13 protein-coding genes and 4 tRNA genes are annotated in these 18,535 nt (G+C 61.1%); 1 reads left to right on the top strand and 16 read right to left on the bottom strand.

Annotated features, from left to right (window positions below; all coding sequences use genetic code 11):
- Nucleotides 1-103: 103 nt before the first annotated feature.
- The 9 genes from ACHHRT_RS13130 to aprB form a co-directional block, all read right to left on the bottom strand.
- A tRNA-Thr gene (locus ACHHRT_RS13130) sits at nucleotides 104-179 on the bottom strand.
- Between the two features lie 51 nt (nucleotides 180-230).
- Nucleotides 231-306, bottom strand: a tRNA-Gly gene (locus ACHHRT_RS13125).
- A 29-nt stretch (nucleotides 307-335) separates the two neighbouring features.
- Nucleotides 336-420, bottom strand: a tRNA-Tyr gene (locus tag ACHHRT_RS13120).
- Between the two features lie 45 nt (nucleotides 421-465).
- A tRNA-Thr gene (locus tag ACHHRT_RS13115) sits at nucleotides 466-541 on the bottom strand.
- Nucleotides 542-680: 139 nt separating this feature from the next.
- The gene (qmoC, locus tag ACHHRT_RS13110) at nucleotides 681-1,877 is read right to left on the bottom strand and encodes a quinone-interacting membrane-bound oxidoreductase complex subunit QmoC (RefSeq protein ID WP_395500225.1); all 1,197 of its coding nucleotides are present in this window, start codon (nucleotides 1,875-1,877) and stop codon (nucleotides 681-683) included.
- A gap of 23 nt (nucleotides 1,878-1,900) precedes the next feature.
- Nucleotides 1,901-4,159, bottom strand: a complete 2,259-nt coding sequence (locus tag ACHHRT_RS13105; RefSeq protein ID WP_395500224.1) for an FAD-dependent oxidoreductase — start codon at nucleotides 4,157-4,159, stop codon at nucleotides 1,901-1,903.
- 6 nt (nucleotides 4,160-4,165) lie between these two features.
- Nucleotides 4,166-5,422, bottom strand: coding sequence for a CoB--CoM heterodisulfide reductase iron-sulfur subunit A family protein (locus tag ACHHRT_RS13100; protein WP_395500223.1), 1,257 nt, complete (start codon nucleotides 5,420-5,422; stop codon nucleotides 4,166-4,168).
- 311 nt (nucleotides 5,423-5,733) lie between these two features.
- Nucleotides 5,734-7,749, bottom strand: coding sequence for an adenylyl-sulfate reductase subunit alpha (gene aprA / locus ACHHRT_RS13095; RefSeq protein WP_395500222.1), 2,016 nt, complete (start codon nucleotides 7,747-7,749; stop codon nucleotides 5,734-5,736).
- Nucleotides 7,750-7,808: 59 nt separating this feature from the next.
- Complete coding sequence (aprB, locus tag ACHHRT_RS13090) at nucleotides 7,809-8,237, bottom strand: adenylyl-sulfate reductase subunit beta (RefSeq protein WP_395500221.1); 429 nt, start codon at nucleotides 8,235-8,237, stop codon at nucleotides 7,809-7,811.
- Between the two features lie 403 nt (nucleotides 8,238-8,640).
- On the opposite strand from aprB, the gene ACHHRT_RS13085 reads away from it, so the two are divergent.
- Complete coding sequence (locus ACHHRT_RS13085; RefSeq protein WP_395500220.1) at nucleotides 8,641-9,600, top strand: YkgJ family cysteine cluster protein; 960 nt, start codon at nucleotides 8,641-8,643, stop codon at nucleotides 9,598-9,600.
- An 11-nt stretch (nucleotides 9,601-9,611) separates the two neighbouring features.
- Here the strand turns inward: ACHHRT_RS13085 and ACHHRT_RS13080 are convergent, their stop codons facing one another.
- The 7 genes from ACHHRT_RS13080 to murC all read right to left on the bottom strand — a co-directional run bounded on the left by ACHHRT_RS13080 (nucleotide 9,612) and on the right by murC (nucleotide 18,528).
- On the bottom strand, nucleotides 9,612-11,063 hold the full coding sequence (locus tag ACHHRT_RS13080; protein WP_395500219.1) for a two-component system sensor histidine kinase NtrB: 1,452 nt from the start codon (nucleotides 11,061-11,063) through the stop codon (nucleotides 9,612-9,614).
- Between the two features lie 4 nt (nucleotides 11,064-11,067).
- Complete coding sequence (locus ACHHRT_RS13075) at nucleotides 11,068-12,843, bottom strand: radical SAM protein (protein ID WP_395500218.1); 1,776 nt, start codon at nucleotides 12,841-12,843, stop codon at nucleotides 11,068-11,070.
- 12 nt (nucleotides 12,844-12,855) lie between these two features.
- The gene (gene ftsZ / locus ACHHRT_RS13070) at nucleotides 12,856-14,013 is read right to left on the bottom strand and encodes a cell division protein FtsZ (RefSeq protein WP_395500217.1); all 1,158 of its coding nucleotides are present in this window, start codon (nucleotides 14,011-14,013) and stop codon (nucleotides 12,856-12,858) included.
- A gap of 69 nt (nucleotides 14,014-14,082) precedes the next feature.
- Nucleotides 14,083-15,315, bottom strand: a complete 1,233-nt coding sequence (ftsA, locus tag ACHHRT_RS13065) for a cell division protein FtsA (RefSeq protein ID WP_395500216.1) — start codon at nucleotides 15,313-15,315, stop codon at nucleotides 14,083-14,085.
- A gap of 35 nt (nucleotides 15,316-15,350) precedes the next feature.
- On the bottom strand, nucleotides 15,351-16,169 hold the full coding sequence (locus tag ACHHRT_RS13060) for a cell division protein FtsQ/DivIB (RefSeq protein ID WP_395500215.1): 819 nt from the start codon (nucleotides 16,167-16,169) through the stop codon (nucleotides 15,351-15,353).
- On the bottom strand, nucleotides 16,166-17,128 hold the full coding sequence (gene murB / locus ACHHRT_RS13055) for a UDP-N-acetylmuramate dehydrogenase (RefSeq protein WP_395500214.1): 963 nt from the start codon (nucleotides 17,126-17,128) through the stop codon (nucleotides 16,166-16,168). Before murB ends, ACHHRT_RS13060 begins: the two co-directional genes overlap by 4 nt.
- Complete coding sequence (gene murC / locus ACHHRT_RS13050; protein ID WP_395500226.1) at nucleotides 17,125-18,528, bottom strand: UDP-N-acetylmuramate--L-alanine ligase; 1,404 nt, start codon at nucleotides 18,526-18,528, stop codon at nucleotides 17,125-17,127. Before murC ends, murB begins: the two co-directional genes overlap by 4 nt.
- Nucleotides 18,529-18,535: the final 7 nt, after the last annotated feature.

Raw genomic sequence — 18,535 nt, 5'->3', positions numbered from 1 at the left:
TCCGTCAACAGTCGGCGGCAGCGCCAACACCTTGACTACGATTGACAGGTTGACCACTGTCAACGGTTATCACGGCCAGCAATCGACCAAAGCCCAAAACTGCTGGAGCCCACGACCGGATTCGAACCGGTGACCTCTTCCTTACCAAGGAAGTGCTCTGCCGACTGAGCTACGTGGGCACATCAAACAAAAATGCGGAACGGCACCCATCAGGCCGGTACTGTTTCGGCTGGAGCGGGAAACGGGTCTCGAACCCGCAACCCTCAGCTTGGAAGGCTGATGCTCTACCAATTGAGCTATTCCCGCCTTGGTCCCATTCCGGGCATATAAGCAAATGGTGGAGGGGGGAGGATTCGAACCTCCGAAGGCGTTGCCGACAGATTTACAGTCTGTTCCCTTTGACCGCTCGGGAACCCCTCCAGGTACTATCGCAAACAATAAAATCCGGCTGGCCGGCTTAGGCTCTGGAGCTGGCGATGGGACTTGAACCCGCAACCTGCTGATTACAAATCAGCTGCTCTGCCAGTTGAGCTACGCCAGCTTTGCAAGACGCGACACTCTACACGCTCGGCCGCCAAACAGCAACCATTTTTTGCCGGTCGGCCCGGCGAATTGTCCAACAAAAAAAACACCCGCCGGGAGTCCACGGACTCTCGGCGGGCGCTAATCAGCAATCGACTTTATTTTTCGAGCTTACCGGCAAAACCGCTTTCACGGTAGCGTTCGAAGGCCATGGCGAAGGTGCGATACACCATGTGGGCCAGCTTGGTGTAGGGGGTGTAGAAGAACAGCATGAACACCGACACCAGGTGGAGGAAGTAGAAGAGATAAGCCATGGAGGCCACGTCACCCAACCGGAAGAACTGGGCGGCCATGCCGGTGACACCAACGGCCATGATCACCCCGATCAGATACCAGTCGTAAAAGGTGGGGGCAGCCTTGCTCTCCTGCTCCATCCGGGAACGGTTTACCCAGAGGATGGCCACCCCGACGATCAGGGCGATGCCGGCCACGTTGGCCAGGATCTTGAAGGGGTCGCTCATGGCCAGGGGGACATGCAGCCCCTCGACGAACAAACCGATCACGTCCTTGCGGATCATGGCGTAGATGGTCACGGCAAACAGGGCGATGAAGGCAAAGAGCAGGGGCAGATGGCCATTGACCCGACTCTTATTGGTCCCACACTCGTTGAAGCGCTTGTGGGCCAGGATCTCCTTGATCGATGGCAGCAGAAACTGGCTGACAAACTGGATCACCGAAGGCCGGAAATTGCTGGTGGCCGGAATCTGGGCCGCCATCCCCTGCCACATGTTCGACACCCCTCGATAAAAGGCGTAGAGGGCGAAAACAAAGGCCGGCACGAAGATCAGGTCGATCAGGAGCACGTTCTGGGGCAAGCCGAAGTAATAGTTCTTGCCAAAGAAGTAGCCGAAATTGATCTCCCCTTCCGGCAGCTTCATCCCCCCGGAAAGCCACCAGACCAGCCCGATGATCAGGGTGGGGATCAGAATCATGATGGGCAGATTCTTGCCATCGCTGCAGAGCTTGGCCAATCCCTGGGGGAACCCGTAATGGGTATAGGCGTAAGCCCGGATCGCCCCCAGCACGTCACCCGGCTTGGCGCCCCGGGGACAGTAGGCGGTGCAATCGCCACACTGATGACAAAGCATCACGTCGGGATCCGCCACCAGCTTGTCCTTCAACCCCCACTGCGCCCAGATCATCTCTTTGCGCGGGAAGGGCTTGCCATCGGCGGAAAGCGGGCAGACCACCGAGCAGGTGGCGCACTGATAGCACTTCTTCAGGGTGTCGCCGCCGGCACTCTTCAGATACTTGATAAACTCAAGATCGGGTTGAACCTTCATTCCTTCAGACATTTGCAGTCTCCCTCCCGTTAGCTTTAGAAACCCTTGAAGGGGTTCGGACCCAGTTCCTTGATCTCCTCGATGAACTCATTGATCACCTCGGAAACCGTGTCATAATCGGTAATCGCCACCTGGCGCACCCCGCAACGCTCCGGCTCCAAGCCCAGCGAACCCAGGGTTTCACCAATGTTGGCCATCCGTTTGTCGGCAATTTCACTGCCCTTGACAAAATGGCACTGGTAGTCGTCGCCAAACTTGCAGCCCAGGAGCAGGGCTCCATCCATCCCCGAGGAGAGGGCGTCCTTGATCCAGACCATGTTCACCGAGCCCAGGCAGCGGACGGGAATCACCCGCACCAGGTTGTTGAGGCTGATCCGGCGCATGGCGGCCATGTCCAAAGCGGGATAGGCGTCGTTTTCACAAACGAAGGCGACAATCCGCATTTTGTCCTCGTCATCATCGGGAACGTCCACCGACTTGACCATGGAGCCGATCATGTCGATGCTGTAGTTCTTGAAGCCGATGATCCGCTCGGGGCAAGCACCCATGCAGGTACCGCAACGGCGGCAGCGGGTGGGGTTGGGCAGCGGGGTACCCTTGGCATCGTCGTCCAGGGCGCCGAAGGGGCACTCCTCGGTGCAACGCTTGCACTGGGTACAGCGCTGGAAATAGAACTCGGGATAGGAACCGTCGCCGGAGCGGGGATGAACCGCCACCCCGCGATCGGCGCTCTCGATGCACTGAATCGCCTTCAGGGCCGCGCCGCAAGCATCATCGATGGTTTCCACCATATCGGTGGCCTTGCGCACCCCGCCGCAGGCATAGACCCCGGTCCTCCGGGTCTCATAGGGGAAGCAGATGAAGTTGGAGTCGGCGTAACCGTCGAACAGCTCCAAGTCGAGGAAAGCAGGTCCCTGGCGATAGGAGAGGTTGATGGTGGGGGCCAGGGCGGTGGTGGGTTTCATCCCGGCGCCCAGAACCACCATATCCACTTCAAGGTCCAGATCTTCCTGGAGCAGGGTATCCTTGGTCTTGACCACCAGGCCGCTACCGGACTCCTCGACCCCGGTGACGGTGGCTTTGGTCAGGAAGATGCCGTCATTGTTCTGGGCACCCTTGTAGAACAGCTCCATGTTGCCCGGAGTCCGCATGTGCTGATAGAGCACGTAGGCCTTGCCATCGGGATTATCCTCCCGGACATAGCCGGCCTGCTTAAGGGCCACCATGCTGGTCACCGAGTTGGCATAGGGGAAGTCCTTGTCATGCTCCTCGCCGCCGGGGCTCTGAATAAAGGCGACGTTGGCCGGGACCTTGCCCTCTTTGGCCAGCTTTTCAAACTCGGCATTGGTAACCACGTTTTTCAGCTTGCCATGGCCCAGATGCTCGAACTCGGATACATCGGCCGGTACCCAACCGGTGGCCAAAACCACGGCACCGACGATCTCGGCGGCGGGGTTGGCCTCGGTATACTTTTTGTAACCGGCATTGGGGTCTTCCATCTCCCCCTTGTCGATCTTATCCTGCATATCGACGGTGACCCGGCTGGGAGCGTCCCACTCACTGCGGGTTCCGGCTTCCTTGAGGGTAATCTGGTAGGCACCGGGGGCGCCGGCGACCCGGGCCACTTCGGTGCTGGTTTTGACGGTGATCCGGGAGTCGGTTTGCACGGCGCTGACCAACTCCTGGATGGAGGATTCCTCCAGGGCGTTCCAGGGAGCCTTGGTGGGCAGCTGCTTACGCCAGCCCAGCGCCTTGCCCCCCAGCTTGTCGGCTTTTTCCACCAGCAGGACCTCGTGGCCGGCCTTGGCCGCCTCGCGGGCCGCGGTAAGCCCCGCGATACCGCCACCCATCACCAGAATCCGGCGATTGGTGGTTTCCTGCTTGTAGGGCACCGGCAGGTCGATCTTCTTGGCCTGGGTGCAGGCAATCCGCATATAGTCCTGGGCCAGTTCGTTGGTGAACTCGTCAATCACCTCCTGGCTGCGATCATCACTGGGCTTTTCCGCCGACCAGACCACGCCTTCCCGCAGGTTGGCCCGGACGGTGATGGTCTCCGATCCGAAGTTGAACTCCTCTTTCCAGACCCGGGGAGAACAGGCGCAGATGACGGGGACATTAACCCCCTCGTTGGCCATGTCGTCCTTGATCATCTGACGGCCGGCCTCGCCACAAACCGCTTCGTGGGTTTTGGCGGTCATCCCGTTTTCCTGGGCGATGGCGCTCAGCCCGTCGATATCCAGGGCCTCGCCGATACCGCAACCGGTACAAATATATACTCCGTACTTCTTATCCATATTTTTTTACCTCCTCGACGCTTGAATCGCTTTCATTGCCGCCGCCGTGGCGCTCTGGGCGCAGGTCACGACGTCGGACGCCTTCTTGGCGCAACCCGCGGAAATCATCCCTTCCTCCTTAGATAGGACGAAGCCGTTGACATCCGTGTCCACTCCAAGCGCCTTGGCCTGGTCGAGAGCCGGTTGCATGCCGGTGGCCAGAATGGCCAGATCGGCCTTGACCTTGACCTTGTCACCGCTCACGGCATTTTCCGCCACCAGGGTAACCGAGCCATCGCTTTCGGCGATGATGTCGGCAACCTTGCCCTTGATCCAGGTTATTTTTTCATCGGCCTTCAGTTTTTCCCGGAACTTCTCATATTTGCCGGGGGTGCGCAGATCAATATAGAAGACGGTGATCGGGGCTTCCGGATACTGGGCGCGGATATAGTTGATCTGCTTCAGGGAAGCCATGCAGCAGATATAGGAGCAGTATTCCAGATGGTTTTCGTCACGGGAACCGGCGCACTGAACAAAGGCGAAGCTGGCCGGCTCGGCGTTGTCGCCGGGGCGCAGAATTTTGCCGCCGGTGGGACCGCTGCTGGAGGCCAGACGCTCCATCATCATGTTGGTAATGATCGCCGGGCTGGAGCCGAACTTGAGATTTTCCATCTTGGTGGGATCATAGGGATTCCAGCCGGTGGCCCAAACAATGCTGGCAACCTCAACGGTCATTTCCCTTTCCTGCATCTCCAGCTCAACCGCGTCATATTTGCAGGCGGCGAGGATGCCATCCAGGCTGGCCTGGCTGCAGGCGGCCTTGTCCAGAACGTAGCGGGCCGGAAAGGCATGATCGTGGACCTTGCGTACCGCCTTGACCTTGTCCATCCCGAAGTTGAAGGGGTTGTCAATCTCATCCTGACAGGCGTCGGAGCAGGCTCCGCAGCAGGTGCAGTTGCTGTTGATGTAGCGGGGACGGCTGAGCAGGGTTACCTGATAGCTGCCGGGACCGCCACTGACACTCTTGACCTCGGTCATGGTGTGGACCCGGATTTTGCGGTTGTTTTTCAGCCGCTGATAGTTGATCTCCAAGCCGCAGGAAGGCGGGCAAAGCTTGGGAAAATACTGGTTGAGCTGGGCAACGCGCCCACCCAGGTAGGGGTTCTTCTCCACCAGAAAGACGTCCTGGCCGACCTCGGCTGCCTCGAGAGCGGCCGTAAGCCCGCTTATGCCGCCACCTACGACCAATACAGCACCTGCGGGTGCGCTGCGTTCATCTGTCATGCCTCTTCCTCCATTTCATTAAGGTAAAATAGGACACACCAGCTAAAGTTCATCACCATGCCCCACGGGGGTCCACGGTGGGCTTATGCCTTGTCACGTTTGACTCAAGCCGGGGTTCAAAGGTCGCGAGCCACCGCTTCAATCAAATGAAACCTGTAATCTTGACGCAAAACGGGGAAATACTCCAAATACGCAAAGCAAACAAGAATAATCATCCCCTTCCATAGAAAAAATCTCCAGGCGTCGAAATCGACGCCTGGAGATCTCAGTTCACCGCTTAACCGTCACCGGCTAAACCTTGCTCCTGGCAATTAAACCCAGGGCTCGGTCTCGACGATGTTGATGCAGTTAACCTTCTCACACTTCCACTCCTGGGTCTTGGGGTCGAAGGTGGAGTTAACGAAGGCCTTCCAGTTTTCTTCGTCAACGGTCGGGTAGTCGGAGCGATAGTAGAAGCCCGGGTAGCGGGATTCCTTCCGGAACTCGATGTGACGGATATGGGTCTCTACACACCAGATCCGATGGTAGTTTTCCCAGGCCCGCATCAACTCATGCAGGTCGCCGGCAGCCATCAGCTCGGCATCTTCGCGCAGCATCCGCAGGAGATCCAGGCAGATGTTGAGCAGTTTGCCGGAGGTCATGTAATAGGTGGCCACACCACCGCCGTACTCGTCGGTGGCCTTCATCAGGCGCATCATCAGACCGGCGGGCTTGCAGTAGTTGGGGTTGACGTCGGCAGCGGTGGTCTTGCCAACATGCTCGAGGTAGCGCTTAACCGGAGCGTAAACCTCATCGGCATACTCCTGGGCGCTCTTGGGCAGCTCGGGCTTGAAGTCAGCATTATCGCGGCAGTACTTAACCATCTGCTTGGCCACGATCCGACCTTCGGCGTGGGAGCCGGAGGAGAACTTGTGACCGGAAGCGCCAACGCCGTCACCGGCGGTGAAGAGACCGTCAACGGTGGTCATCCGGTTGTAGCCCCACTTGTACTGGTGGCTACGGGGACCATCAACGGTGGGGACCCAGTCCTCGTTGGGGCCGGAGGTCCAGATGCCGCAGCAACCGGAGTGGCTGCCCAGCATGTAGGGTTCGGTGGGCATGATCTCGCTACCGACCTTCTCGGGCTCGATGTTCATACCGGCCCAGAGACCGGCCTGACCAACGGACATATCGAGGAAGTCTTCCCATGCCTCACTCTCAAGGTGCTTCCAGAACTTCATGACGCTCTTCTCGTCCATGCCGGCGGCGCGACGCTCTTCCAGGAAGGCGTTCAGCGCCACGTCGGTGGCCATGTAGATCGGGCCGCGACCGGCTTTGAGCTCGTTGAGCATCAGGTGGTTACGCAGGCAGGTGGGGGTCACGGGGGACGCGCCGTAGGGCATGAACTTGGAGAGTTCGTCCTTGACCGAATCGGTGTTGGCGTAGAACTCACCCAGACCGTTCTGTACTTTGGCCTTGAAGAGGAGGAACCAGGCGCCTACCGGGCCATAACCGTCCTTGAAACGGGCAGGCGTGAAGCGGTTTTCCATCATGGTCAGGGTGGCGCCGACCTGGGCGCACATGGTGTAGGTGGAGCCGGCATTCCATACGGGATACCAGGCGCGACCCTTACCTTCACCGGTGGACCGGGGACGGAAGATGTTTACCGCACCACCACAGGCGCAGAGCGCGGTCTTGCAGCGGAAAACGTGAACCTTGTTTTCCCGGGTGGAGAAACCGACCGCGCCGGCGATCTGGTTTTCCTTGTTCTTGTCCAGGATCAGCTTAACGATGAAAACGCGCTCCATGATGTTCTCTTCACCGAGAGCGGTCTTGGCCGGCTCGGCGACGATGCACTTGTAGGACTCACCGTTGATCATGATCTGCCACTTACCGGTCCGCACCGGGGTGCCGCCTTCACGCAGGGAGGGGGCGGGCTTGGCGCCGTCCAGGTTCTCACCCTTGTCGTCCTTCTTCCAGATGGGCAGGCCCCACTCTTCGAAGAGCTTGACCGACTCGTCAACGTGACGGCCCAGGTCATAGATCAGGTCTTCCCGAACCACGCCCATCAGGTCGTTGCGGACCATCTTGACGTAGTTTTCGATCTTGTTCTCACCGATGTAGGTGTTGATGGCGGAGAGACCCTGTGCCACGGCGCCGGAACGCTCCATGGAGGCCTTGTCAACCAGCTTGATCTTGAGGTCGGCCGGGGCCCACTTCTTGATTTCAAAGGCGGTGCCGCAAGCGGCCATACCACCGCCGATGATCAGAACGTCGACGTCATGCTCAACAACTTCGGGGTTGGCCACGGCGGGCAGTTCGCCAAGAGGCTTATTCGGTAACGCCATAATTAAGTTCTCCTTAAGTATATGGTTCTTTAATGATTAATTCAGTCGTCGCCAAAAACTTACTTGGCCAACATGGTCGGCTGGAGCAGCTCTTTTTCCAGCAAGAGCCTCTCGTCATCCAGGTTTTCGCCCTTGCCGTCGGTGTAAGCATTGGCCGCGCCCTCGGCGGTGGTCCGGATCGGGAACTTGAAGCGCTTCATGTTGCCGTTACGGAACTTTACGGTCCACATGATCGAGTCGGAGCTCCGCATCGGATGCACCTGACCGCCCATGGGGACGAAGTCGTTGTAGCCGCGGACGAAGATGGCGCCCTGCGGACAGATCTTTACGCAAGAGTAGCACTCCCAGCACGCGTCGGGCTCCTGATTGTAAGCCTTCATCTCGTCCTTGTTCAAGACCATCAGGTCGTTGGGACAGATGTACATGCAGGCAGTTTTGTCACCGCCCTTGCAACCATCACACTTTGAAGGATCTACATAGCTCGGCATTCACAAACCTCCTCAAAAATTGAGTTTGAATTTTGTCGATTCAGGTTCCCGGCGGAAACCGAATCCACGGTACCTTATCCAGACAGCTTGTTACTGTTTAACACCTGATTTTAAGAAATCAGCCCGATTCACCCCACAGGGGGAATAAACCAAGGCGACCCATTCGCAGCTAAGGAAAAAACGAGTTTTTCAAAAAAATGAAGGGGCGCTCATATTTTCTGACTCAGGGATCTATAATTTTTCACCTGGCAAATGTCAAGAAAAAAACTCCCCGTTCGGGCGACGTTTCAGGGGACGCTTTAACGGTTGACACATACCACCCGGCTGAGTATTTTTCCCGGCTCACCAATAATGATACTGTAACAGCCGGGACCGGCCCCGAGACCAGCAGAGGATCTCCAATATGACCCAGCAAGCAACAGAAAGCAACAGCCCCAGCCTTTTCGCCAAAAACCCCAGCAATATCATGCCCCACAAGCTGACCCTGGAGAGCAAGCTGCGTTTCCGCTGCCATCCTGGAGTCTCGTGCTTCACCGCCTGCTGCGGCAACATCAACATAGTGCTGACCCCTTACGATATCCTGCGCATTCGCCGGGCCCTCAACCTGCCGGCCCAGGAGTTCCTGCTCCGCTTCACCACCCCGGTCTACCTGGAGCAGACCGATCTCCCCGGGGTCAAGATCCTGCTTGATGAAGATGGCCGCTGCCCCTTCGTAACCGCGGAGGGCTGCACCATCTACCCCTACCGCCCCACCACCTGCCGTTACTATCCGGTGGGGATGTCCTACTTTCGCGAGGCGCCCGCCGACAAAAACGAAGCCTCCATCTCCGAGGAGTTTTATTTCCTGGTCAAGGAGGATCACTGCAAGGGGCATCAGGAGGAGATGACCCAAACCATCCGGGAGTGGCGAATCGATCAGGGGATCGATGAATCGGACCTCATGAACAAGGAGTGGATGGAACTGGTGATGCGGCGCAAGTCCTTCGGGCGGCAGGCCACCTTAAGCGAGCCGGCCAAGCGGATCTTCTTCATGGCCAGCACCGACCTGGACAAATTCCGGGAGATGGTCTTAAGCCCCTCGTTCCAGAATACCTATGAATTCGACGAGCAGGCCCTGGCCAAGCTGCGCGAGGATGACGTTGAATTAATGCTGTTCTCTTTTCGCTTTCTAGCCGCCACCATTTTCGGCATTCCCGACTCCGGGCTCAAAGTTAAGGAGGAGCGGCTTAAGCAGAAGATCGAGCAGATGAAACAGGATCGGGACCAAGCGGAACAACGGGCCGAAGAGACCTACAAGGAGCTGCTCAAGGACCATGAGGAGCTGAAAAAGCAGGTTGGGGAGAGCAAAAAAAAGGGCCGTTAAGCCCCCCCTGCTCAGGTGGCCAGCAGCGGCAGAATTATCCTGAAGGTTGTTCCCCGGCCGGACTCGCTGGCCACCTCTATCTCCCCCCGGTGGCCGGCGATGATGTTTTTGACGATGGCTAAACCCAGGCCGGTGCCCCGATGCTTGTCGGTGTAAAAGGGGGTGAAGATGCGCCCTCGCCGATCGGCGGGGATTCCTACCCCGGTGTCGGTTATCTCCAGAATTACCACCTTCTCGCCATCCTCCTTGGTTCCCCGCCGACTGCGTACCCCCAGCTTCCCCCCCTCGGGCATGGCCTGAACCGCGTTGAGCAGAATATTGAGCAGCGCCCGATAGATCTGTTCCCGATCGAAGATAAAGGCTGGCAGGGCCGGATCCAACTCCAACCGCAGCTCAACCCCGCTCTTCTCCAGTTCCGGGGTGACAAAGGCCGCGGCCTGGCCCACCACTTCGTTTAAAGGCTCCCGGGAGAGCTTGGGTGTTTGCGGCCGGGCAAAATCGAGAAACTCCCGCACGATCCCATCCAGCCGCGAGGTCTCCTGGACGATTATTTCAGCCAGATGCTCGTTGCCCGGGGCCAGGCTTTGCAGCCTTTTACCCAGAATGGCGGCGGTGCTGCGGATAATTCCCAGGGGGTTTTTGATCTCATGGGAGACCGAAGCCACCATCTTACCCAGGGCGGCCAGTTTCTCGTTCTGGTGCAGCTGCTCCTCCAGCCGGCGCCGCTCCTCGGCCCGCTTCTCCATGATCTCCTCGGCCCGGGCCACAATGACCCGCAGGACCACGAAAAGGGCCGACATGATCAGCATGGAGATCAGCCCCACCCAGAGCTGAAAGCGGGCGATCTCCTCCATCTCCTCGGAGAGATCCTGGTTCACCGCGATCACCCCCATGACGATATCGGGTTTGTCGTCCAAGGGGGTATATTGGATGAAGGGGATATAGGTTTGCAGGGTCGAAGAACCCGGAGCCACCCAGGGCAGCACCCCCCACATGGCCCCTTCGGTCAGCAGCCGGGAGACATTCTCTCCGGCCAGGGCCCGGCGGTACTCCTCCCCCCCCACATCTCGGCGCCCGATCTGCTCGGTAATGGTGCTGTAGGAGATGATATTTTCCCGGGAATCGAAAATGGTCACCGACTGGATCCGCATCCCATGGGTGGCGCTGCGCACCACCGCATCCAGCAGTTGGTACTGCTCGGGGGTCCGCAGGGCGATTTTGCCGTACTGCAGAACGGTGGGCACCACAAATTGCTGAAAAACCTGATGACTCAGGTTTTCGGTTACCACCAGGGCATAGGCCTCGCTGCGCTCGAGCAGCACCCGCTTGGCGTGGTTGGAGATCAGCCAGGAGAGGGCCAGGGTGAAGACCAGAAAGACCGCCAGACTGGTGAAAGAGAAAAATTTCACCAGCTGGAAAGGCTTGCGGGCCCCCAATTCCCCGCCGTCGACAGCCTGCCCCACCCACCTAACCATCACAGACCCCACAAGCCTTACAGGCGCCCACCCGGCAGCCCTGGCCGCTCTTGCCGGCCAGGGCCCGCTTATACTCGGCGGCCAGAAAACGCGCCGTCAGGCCGGGGTCGACAATCTCCCAGGGGAAGATTTCCCCCTCGGCGCGCGGGCGGCTGGCATACCAGGCGGGATCGATCCCCAGCTCGCTCAGTTGCCGCCGCCAGTTACCCCTCTTCTCGCCGGCGGCCATGGCGATCAGGGCCAGGCCCAGGCGGCGATCGCCCCGGGCCACAACCGCCTGGAAATAGGCCTTGTCGGGGGCCTCGGCACTGATCCTGACATTGGCCTCCCCGGCCAACTCTCCTTGCAGCAGCTTAAGGCGGCGGCTTAATTCGGCCACTCCGGCGAAGGGATGGTACTGAAAAGGGGTCCATGGTTTGGGCACGAAACTACTGACACTCAGTTGAATTTCGGTGAGCCGCCCCCGGCTCCGCCCCAGGGCCAGCAATCTCCCCTTAAGCCGGCGGATCATCCCAACCAGCTCCAGCAGGTCCCCATCCTCCTCCCCCGGCAGTCCCAGCATGCAGTATAGTTTCAAGGTGGTGACCCCGATGGCGGCCAGCTCCTCACCGGCCCGCAGCACCGCCTCCTCGGACAATCCCTTGTTGATTATCCGCCGCAAGCGCTGGGAGGCCCCGTCGGGGGCCAGCACCGCGGTTTTGATCCGGCTGGCGGCCAGCAATTCCAGCAGGGCCGGGGTCAGGGCGTCGGCCCGCAGGGATGAGAAGGAGAGACTCTTGCCCCGCTCGGCGATCAACCCGCTGATGGCCGCCAGGGTTTCCGGGGCGGCCATCTCCATGCCCAACAGCCCGACCCGCTGGATTTCCGGAGGACAGTGAGCCAGGGCGGCCCGGATTGCCGCCGGTGACCAGAGCCTTGGCGGCCGGTAGATAAAGCCGGCGGCGCAGAAACGGCAAGCCCGGCTGCAGCCCCGGCCCAGTTCCACCAGAAAAAGATCGCTGAACTCCGCCTGGGGACTGAGCAGGCGGGAATAACCGGCCACCTCCGGCTCCCGCAACAACGCCGGAACCACGCGGGTCGGAGCGTCTCCCTCCACAGTCATCGCCAGCAGGCGGCCCTGCTCGTCGTAACTCGGGTGGTAAAGGCCGGGGACATAGCAGGCGGAAAAGGCGGCGGCCAACCGGGGGAGCAGTCGGCGCCCCAGGCGCGGCCACTGCTCCACCAAAAATTGCAGCACCGGCGGCAGAGCGACCTCCGCCTCCCCCAGGATAAAAAGGTCGGTGGCGGGGGCCAGGGGTTCGGGATTGAGCCAGACGCCAACCCCGCCGCCGATCACCAGGGGGTGGTCATCATCGCGGGCGGCGGCCTCCAGGGTAAGGCCGCCGGCGGCCAGGAGTTCCAGCAGGGCCAGGCTGTCGCCCTCAAAGGAGAGGGAGTAGCAGACCAGGGCGAAGTCGGTCAAGGGGCGGCCCGACTCCAGGGAGAGGGGGCGATCACCGGCGGCGGCCAGGACAAAACGTTCAGCCACCACTGCGGGATGCTCGTTGAGCAGATCATAAACCAGCTGCCAGCCCAGGTTGGAGGCGGCAACAGCGTAGGTGTTGGGGAAGATCAGGGCCACCGGCAGCCGATCGGTCCATTTTTTGCGCCAGGTGCCCCGCTCCCCGGCCAGCAAGCCCCCGGGGGTCTTTTGGTTTCCTCGCCCCCGGCGACCGCTTCCGGCGGCGGGGAGGGCGGACCGGCGCCCCACCCTTTGGCGGCTGGCCATGGTCGTTTACCGTTAACTCTCGTTTTTGCGCAGGAATGTCGGGCGTTCAAAATCCTCCTCGAAGATGGTGGCCGGAAACCCCTTGCGACCACCCTGGCCCGTGGCGGCATGGCCCGAACCGCACCGGGCGGTCAGGGGCAGCTGCTGGGCCTTGGCCTCGCGCCGGGGCACCAGGGGGCGGACATTGTCGTTCACCTCCTCGAAATCCTCGATGGCCCGGATCCCGGTGGCAATCACCGTAACCCGCAGCTCATCGCCCAGATTATCATCGAAGATCACCCCCAGAATGATGTTGGCGTCCTCGTGCACCTCCTCATAAATCTTGGTGGTGGCCTGGGTAACCTCGGCCATGGTCAGGGTGTCCTGGCGGGCGGAAATATTGACCAGCACCCCCTTGGCGCCGTCGATGCTGATATCCTGCAGCAGGGGGCTGGCGATGGCCATGGTGACCGCCTCCACCGCCCGGTTCTCCCCCACCCCGTGCCCAGCCCCCATCAGAGCCGGGCCCATTTCGTTCATCACCGTGCGCACATCGGCGAAGTCGGGGTTGATATAACCGGGGAGGTTGATCAGGTCGGTGATCCCCTTAACCGCCTGGACCAGAACATCATCGGCCATCTTCATGCCGTCGATGAATCGGGTTCCCTTCTGGGCCAGGGAGATCAGGCGATCATTGGGGATGGTGATGATGGTATCGACGTGGGCCTTCAGCTCCTGCCAGCCGGCGTCGGCATTCTTCATCCGACTGCGCCCTTCGAAGGCAAAGGGTTTGGTGACCACTCCCACGGTCAGCGCCCCCAGCTCCTTGGCCACCCGGGCCACCACCGGCGCTCCCCCGGTACCAGTGCCGCCACCCAGACCGGCGGTGACGAAAACCATGTCGCTGTCCTTAAGTACGTTGCGGATCTCCTCCAGCGACTCCTCGGCGGCCTCCTGGCCGACACTGGGTTTGGCTCCCGCCCCCAGGCCCTTGGCCAGGTTGGGCCCGAGCTGCATCCGAATGTCGGCCTTGGACTGCTCCAGGGCCTGCATGTCGGTGTTGCCGGCGATGAACTCCACCCCGACCAAGCCGCTCTCCACCATGGTATTCACTGCGTTGCCGCCGCCGCCGCCCACGCCGAACACCTTGATCCTCGCCCGCGATTCCGATTCCGCCAGTTTGAAAGACATACCCTAGCTCCCTTGGTTAACTATTACCACGCCCCTGGTGGACAATTTTATCCGCTCTCTTAGCAGTGATCATATTACGCTTTTAAACCAATCCTTCATCCGGCTGCCCAGCCGGGTAAGCATCTTGCCGGAACGGGCCCGGAAGCCGGTGGCCGGATCGTGCCGCATCCCGTAAATCACCAGACCCACCCCGGTGGCCCATTTGGGGGACGCGGTCACCTCGACGGGCCCGCTGACATTTTCCGGATACCCCACCCGCACCGGCAGATCGAAAATCTGCTCGGCCAACTCCTCCATATGCTCCAGCATGGCGGTACCGCCGGTCAGAACGATCCCGGCATTGACCAGCTCTTTGTAACGGGAGTCGGTCAGCTCCTGATTGATCAGGGTCAGCATCTCCTCCACCCGGGGCTCCAGGATCTCACCCATCACCCGCCGGGAAAGCTTGCGGGATTTGCGGCCCCCCACACTGGGCACCTCGATGATCTGATCCTTGTCGATCATGGCGGCCAGGGCACTGCCATACTCCTCTTTCAACCGCTCCGCCTCCTTAAGGGGGGTGCGCAGGCCGATGGAAAGATCGTTGGTCAGGTTGTGCCCCCCCAGCCCCAGGACAAAGGTGTGCTTGATGGTCCCGCCGGCAAAAACCGCCAGATCGGAGGTGCCGCCGCCGATATCCAGCAAGCCAACCCCCAGATCCATCTCCTCGCGGGTCAGTACCGCTCCGGCCGAAGCCAGCGGTTCCAGCACCACGTCGGCCACGTTGAGCCCGGCCCGATTACAGCACTTGACGATATTGTGGACCGCGCTCACCGAGCCGGTGACGATATGGACATCGGCCTCCAGCCGGACCCCGTTCATGCCGATGGGGTCCTGGATATCGGGCTGCCCGTCCACAATGAACTCCTGGGGCAGAACATGAATAATCTCCTGATCGGGGGGCACCGGCACCGCCCGGGCCGCGTCCACCACCCGGTCGATGTCATCCTGGTGGATTTCGCCGGAACGGATCGGAATCAGGCCATGGGAGTTGAAGCCCTTGATATGGCTGCCGGCAATCCCCACGTACACCGCCCCGATCTCGCAGCCGGCCATCTCTTCGGCCTCTTCAACCGCCTGCCGGATCGACTGCACGGTGCTCTCAATATTGACCACCACTCCGCGCCGCAAGCCCACCGAAGGGGCGTGCCCAACTCCGATTATCTTCACCCGGCCATCCAGCACCTCAGCCACCACCGCGCAGATCTTGGTGGTGCCGATATCCAGTCCGACCAGCAGTTCTCCTCGCTCTTCCTTACCCATTGCCTGTGCCTCTCTAAAATCCCGCCGCCACTCTCTCAACCGCCGGCTCTTACCACCAAAACCTGATTGGGCTGATAGTCCATGTGGATGGCGGCGGTTTCCACAAATATCCGCTCCCGGTAGAGCCGGCTCAAAACCTGGACCAGCCGGTTATAATCACGGCCGATCTCCCGGCCATCCCCCAGGTGGATCGGGAAGGGACGGCTGACCAGAAAAAGGGTCATCTTACCATCCCCCCCCAAATTGATCTCCGAAATCCCCTGGGCCGGCAAAATCACCCCGCCACGACCGGCCAAACGGATCAGATTCAGGGACCGGCTCAACCCCAAGCGCTGCTCGCCCTGCCAGCCCTGCTCCCCCGGCAAAGCCGACAAACCGGTGATCACCGGGAAGTCCAGATCCTCCGGGGGCTGGGCCAGGGCGAAGGGAACCCCTTGGCGATCCAGGTAGTGGAGCCCGCCGGGCAGACTGAGCAGGGCCACCGGCCGCCGCTCCCGAACCACAATCTGCAAACGGTTGGGCCAGTCCCGCCGCACCAGGGCCGACTCCACCCAGTCATGGCTCTCCACCCGGGCCCTGATCTTACCAGCCGACAGGGCCAGCAGGTTGCTGTGAACATCAACCCCGCTCAGGCCCAGAATCTCTTTTTTGGTGGTGCGGGCGCAACCATCGATCCCGATGGCGGTGAGCTGAAAAAAGCTCCACTGACCCATCTGTTTCCAGACCAACAGCCCGGTCAACCCCACCCCCGCCAGCATCAGGGCCAGGATCAAGCCCACCAGGGCCAGCTTGCCCGCCAGTCTGGGAACCCAAGGACTTTGCCCGCCATATTTCTGTTTAACCGGTCTTTTCATGCAAACCCCAGCAAATGAACCTCCGGTTCCAGGCGCACCCCGCCATGGGCCGCCACTCGCTCCCGTACCTGCTCCATCAGGGCCACCAGATCGGCCGCGGTGGCCCCGCCGTCGTTGATCAGAAAGTTGGCATGCTCCCGGGCCACCATCGCGCCTCCCACCCTTAACCCCTTCAAGCCGGCCGCTTCGATCAGGCGGCCGGCGTAATCACCGGGGGGGTTTTTAAAAAAAGAACCGGCACTTAACACCCCCCGGGGCTGGCTTGCCCGCCGCTTTTGCAACAATTGGCGCATCCGGGCCCGAATTTCGGCAATCGGTCGCGGGGCCAGGGCCAGGATCACCGCGGCGATCACCTCCCCCGGGTCCACCCCCTCCAACCGGCGATAGCTGAACCGCAGCTCAGCGGCGGCCACCGTGCGCCGCCCCCCGGGACCAACCAGCTCCAGGGCTTGCACCCGCGCTCCCAGCGCCTCACCCCAGGCCCCGGCGTTCATCACCGCGGCGCCGCCGACGCTCCCGGGAATTCCCACCAGGAACTCCAGGCCGCCCAAGCCCCGTTCCTGGGCCCAACCCAGCAGGGCCGCCAGGCTGCAACCGGCCTCCACCCGGAGCAACCATTTGGCCCCATCCCCTTCCAGCCGACTGATCCGGCCCAAACGCCGGTCCAGCAGAATCACCACCCCGCCATAACCGCGATCGGCTACCAGCAGGTTGCTCCCCCGGCCCAGGACCCGCCGGGGGCAGCCATATTTTTCCAGCAGCGCCAGCAGGGTTTCCAGTTCGGCAATACTGCCGGGCCGAGCCAGCACCGCAGCCGGCCCCCCCACCCGCAGGGTGGTCAGGGGGGCCAGGGGCTCTTTCCGACGCAACTCGCCGGGCCAATTTGCAGAGAACAGCGGGCAACGCTCCGCGAAATCCTGGCACTCCGCGCCGGCCTTGCCGCAGCGCCCGTCGCTCATGGGGCCCCCGGCGTCTCCCGCCCCTTCTCTTGCAGGGCGGCCAGAATGGCCTCGCCGGCCCGCCAGATATTCCCCGCCCCCAGGGTCAACACCAGATCATCATCCCGGAGCATGGGGATCACCGCCGCCGGCAAATCCGCCAGATCAGCCACATACTCCACCGACTTCTGGCCGTGGCTGCGCAGGGCCCGGGCCAGGGCGTCACCGGCCACCTCGGCGATGGGCTCCTCGCCGGCCGGGTAGATATCGGCCAGCACCACCAGATCGGCATCGTGAAAGGCGGTGCAAAAGTCGGAGAATAGCCCGGCGGTACGGCTGTAACGATGGGGCTGGAACAACGTCACCAGCCGCCGCCGGGGCCAGGCGGAGCGCAGAGCGGCCAGGGTGGCGCGAATTTCGGTGGGGTGATGGCCATAATCGTCAATCACCGTGATGCCGTCAACCTCCCCCTTGATCTCCAGCCGCCGCTGGACCCCGCTGTAGTTGGCCAGGGCCTTGACGATGGCCGCGAAGGGGATGGCCAGTTCCAGCCCGAGAGCGATCACCGCCAGGGCATTATAAACGTTGTGCCGGCCCGGAACCGCCAGCTTGACCCGCCCCAGCAGCTCTCCCTTGCTCCAGACCTCGAAATCGGAGCCAAAACCCCGGGGGGTGATCTCCCGGCCCTGGACATCGGCCTGGGTGGTCAGGCCATAGGTGATGGTCCGCTTGTAAATCTGGGGCAGCAGGGAGGCCACATTATCATCATCCAGACAGAGGATGGCCGCCCCATAAAAGGGGATCCGGTTGATAAATTCCAGAAAGGCCGCCTTGACCGCCTCCAGGTTGGGGTAATGATCAACGTGTTCCAGGTCGATATTGGTGACGATCTCCAGCACCGGCGAAAGCTTGAGGAAGGAGCCGTCGGACTCGTCGGCCTCGGCCACCAGAAAATCGCCGGCCCCCAGTTTGGCGTTGGAGCCGAAACTGTTGACCTGGCCGCCGATCACCACGGTGGGATCCAACCCCACCTCCGCCAGCATGGTCCCGGCCATGGAGGTGGTGGAGGTTTTACCGTGGCTGCCGGCCACGGCGATGCCGTTGATCTTGAGCCGCATCAGCTCGGCCAGCATTTCGGCCCGGGGAATCACCGGAATCCCCGCCTCCCGGGCGGCCACCACCTCGGGATTGTCATTCTTGACCGCCGAGGAGATCACCACCACATCGGCCCCGGCCATCTGGCTGCCGTGATGGCCGATGCCGATGATCCCGCCCAGGGCGGCCAGCCGTCGGGTGATCGGACTTTCCCGCAGATCGGAACCGCTGACCCGGTAGCCCAGGTTGAGCAGCAGCTCGGCGATCCCGCTCATTCCGATCCCGCCGATCCCGACGAAGTGGATATGTTGATTCTTTTTATACATTTTTTCC

Origin of the sequence: Desulfurivibrio modestus, from assembly GCF_044068625.1 — a bacterium.
Classification (GTDB): domain Bacteria; phylum Desulfobacterota; class Desulfobulbia; order Desulfobulbales; family Desulfurivibrionaceae; genus Desulfurivibrio.
The sequence above is the reverse complement of the archived record's forward strand: the minus strand, read 5'-3'. Positions and strand labels throughout refer to the sequence as shown.

Excerpts from the sequence above, each read along its gene's own strand:
- ACHHRT_RS13100 (WP_395500223.1), bottom strand. The coding sequence starts at position 5,422 with ATGACAGATGAACGCAGCGCACCCGCAGGTGCTGTATTGGTCGTAGGT.
- murC (WP_395500226.1), bottom strand. The coding sequence starts at position 18,528 with ATGTATAAAAAGAATCAACATATCCACTTCGTCGGGATCGGCGGGATC.
- ACHHRT_RS13085 (WP_395500220.1), top strand. The coding sequence starts at position 8,641 with ATGACCCAGCAAGCAACAGAAAGCAACAGCCCCAGCCTTTTCGCCAAA.
- ACHHRT_RS13060 (WP_395500215.1), bottom strand. The coding sequence starts at position 16,169 with ATGAAAAGACCGGTTAAACAGAAATATGGCGGGCAAAGTCCTTGGGTT.
- aprA (WP_395500222.1), bottom strand. The coding sequence starts at position 7,749 with ATGGCGTTACCGAATAAGCCTCTTGGCGAACTGCCCGCCGTGGCCAAC.
- ftsZ (WP_395500217.1), bottom strand. The coding sequence starts at position 14,013 with ATGTCTTTCAAACTGGCGGAATCGGAATCGCGGGCGAGGATCAAGGTG.
- qmoC (WP_395500225.1), bottom strand. The coding sequence starts at position 1,877 with ATGTCTGAAGGAATGAAGGTTCAACCCGATCTTGAGTTTATCAAGTAT.
- ftsA (WP_395500216.1), bottom strand. The coding sequence starts at position 15,315 with ATGGGTAAGGAAGAGCGAGGAGAACTGCTGGTCGGACTGGATATCGGC.
- ACHHRT_RS13075 (WP_395500218.1), bottom strand. The coding sequence starts at position 12,843 with ATGGCCAGCCGCCAAAGGGTGGGGCGCCGGTCCGCCCTCCCCGCCGCC.
- aprB (WP_395500221.1), bottom strand. The coding sequence starts at position 8,237 with ATGCCGAGCTATGTAGATCCTTCAAAGTGTGATGGTTGCAAGGGCGGT.
- murB (WP_395500214.1), bottom strand. The coding sequence starts at position 17,128 with ATGAGCGACGGGCGCTGCGGCAAGGCCGGCGCGGAGTGCCAGGATTTC.
- ACHHRT_RS13105 (WP_395500224.1), bottom strand. The coding sequence starts at position 4,159 with ATGGATAAGAAGTACGGAGTATATATTTGTACCGGTTGCGGTATCGGC.